This window comes from Priestia sp. FW507-14D1A (assembly GCF_058781295.1).
Map to the genome: position 1 here is coordinate 1 of NZ_JBYSWQ010000027.1, position 1682 is coordinate 1682.

1 rRNA gene is annotated in these 1682 nt (G+C 54.2%); it reads left to right on the top strand.

Features of this window, described 5'->3' with window-relative positions:
- Positions 1-1681, top strand: a 23S ribosomal RNA gene (locus AC3WJG_RS26645); the annotation flags it as partial.
- Position 1682 lies beyond the last annotated feature (1 nt).

Genomic DNA, 1682 nt, shown 5'->3' on the forward strand with positions numbered 1-1682 from the left:
GAAGTCAGACCGTAAGGACTGGTGGAGCGCTTAGAAGTGAGAATGCCGGTATGAGTAGCGAAAGACAAGTGAGAATCTTGTCCACCGAATGCCTAAGGTTTCCTGAGGAAGGCTCGTCCGCTCAGGGTTAGTCGGGACCTAAGCCGAGGCTGAAAAGCGTAGGCGATGGCCAACAGGTTGATATTCCTGTACCACCTCCCCGCCGTTTGAGTAATGGGGGGACGCAGTAGGATAGGGTAAGCGCGCTGCTGGATATGCGCGTTCAAGCAGTTAGGCTGATGAGTAGGCAAATCCGCTCATCATAAAGGCTGAGCTGTGATGACGAGGGAATTATAGTACCGAAGTTCCTGATTCCACACTGCCAAGAAAAGCCTCTAGCGAGGCGGGAGGTGCCCGTACCGCAAACCGACACAGGTAGGCGAGGAGAGAATCCTAAGGTGATCGAGAGAACTCTCGTTAAGGAACTCGGCAAAATGACCCCGTAACTTCGGGAGAAGGGGTGCTCTGGTAGGGTGTATAGCCCGAGAGAGCCGCAGTGAATAGGCCCAGGCGACTGTTTAGCAAAAACACAGGTCTCTGCGAAGCCGCAAGGCGAAGTATAGGGGCTGACGCCTGCCCGGTGCTGGAAGGTTAAGAGGAGGGGTTATCCTTTGGGAGAAGCTCTGAATCGAAGCCCCAGTAAACGGCGGCCGTAACTATAACGGTCCTAAGGTAGCGAAATTCCTTGTCGGGTAAGTTCCGACCCGCACGAAAGGCGTAACGATCTGGGCACTGTCTCAACGAGAGACTCGGTGAAATTATAGTACCTGTGAAGATGCAGGTTACCCGCGACAGGACGGAAAGACCCCGTGGAGCTTTACTGTAGCCTGATATTGAATTTTGGTACAGCTTGTACAGGATAGGTAGGAGCCTGAGAAGCCGGAGCGCTAGCTTCGGTGGAGGCGTCGGTGGGATACTACCCTGGCTGTATTGAAATTCTAACCCGCGGCCCTGATCGGGCCGGGAGACAGTGTCAGGTGGGCAGTTTGACTGGGGCGGTCGCCTCCTAAAATGTAACGGAGGCGCCCAAAGGTTCCCTCAGAATGGTTGGAAATCATTCGTAGAGTGTAAAGGCACAAGGGAGCTTGACTGCGAGACCTACAAGTCGAGCAGGGACGAAAGTCGGGCTTAGTGATCCGGTGGTTCCGCATGGAAGGGCCATCGCTCAACGGATAAAAGCTACCCCGGGGATAACAGGCTTATCTCCCCCAAGAGTCCACATCGACGGGGAGGTTTGGCACCTCGATGTCGGCTCATCGCATCCTGGGGCTGTAGTCGGTCCCAAGGGTTGGGCTGTTCGCCCATTAAAGCGGTACGCGAGCTGGGTTCAGAACGTCGTGAGACAGTTCGGTCCCTATCCGTCGTGGGCGTAGGAAATTTGAGAGGAGCTGTCCTTAGTACGAGAGGACCGGGATGGACACACCGCTGGTGTACCAGTTGTCTTGCCAAAGGCATCGCTGGGTAGCTATGTGTGGACGGGATAAGTGCTGAAAGCATCTAAGCATGAAGCCCCCCTCAAGATGAGATTTCCCATAGCGCAAGCTAGTAAGATCCCTGAAAGATGATCAGGTTGATAGGTCAGAGGTGGAAGCGTGGCGACATGTGTAGCTGACTGATACTAATCGATCGAGGACTTAACCAAA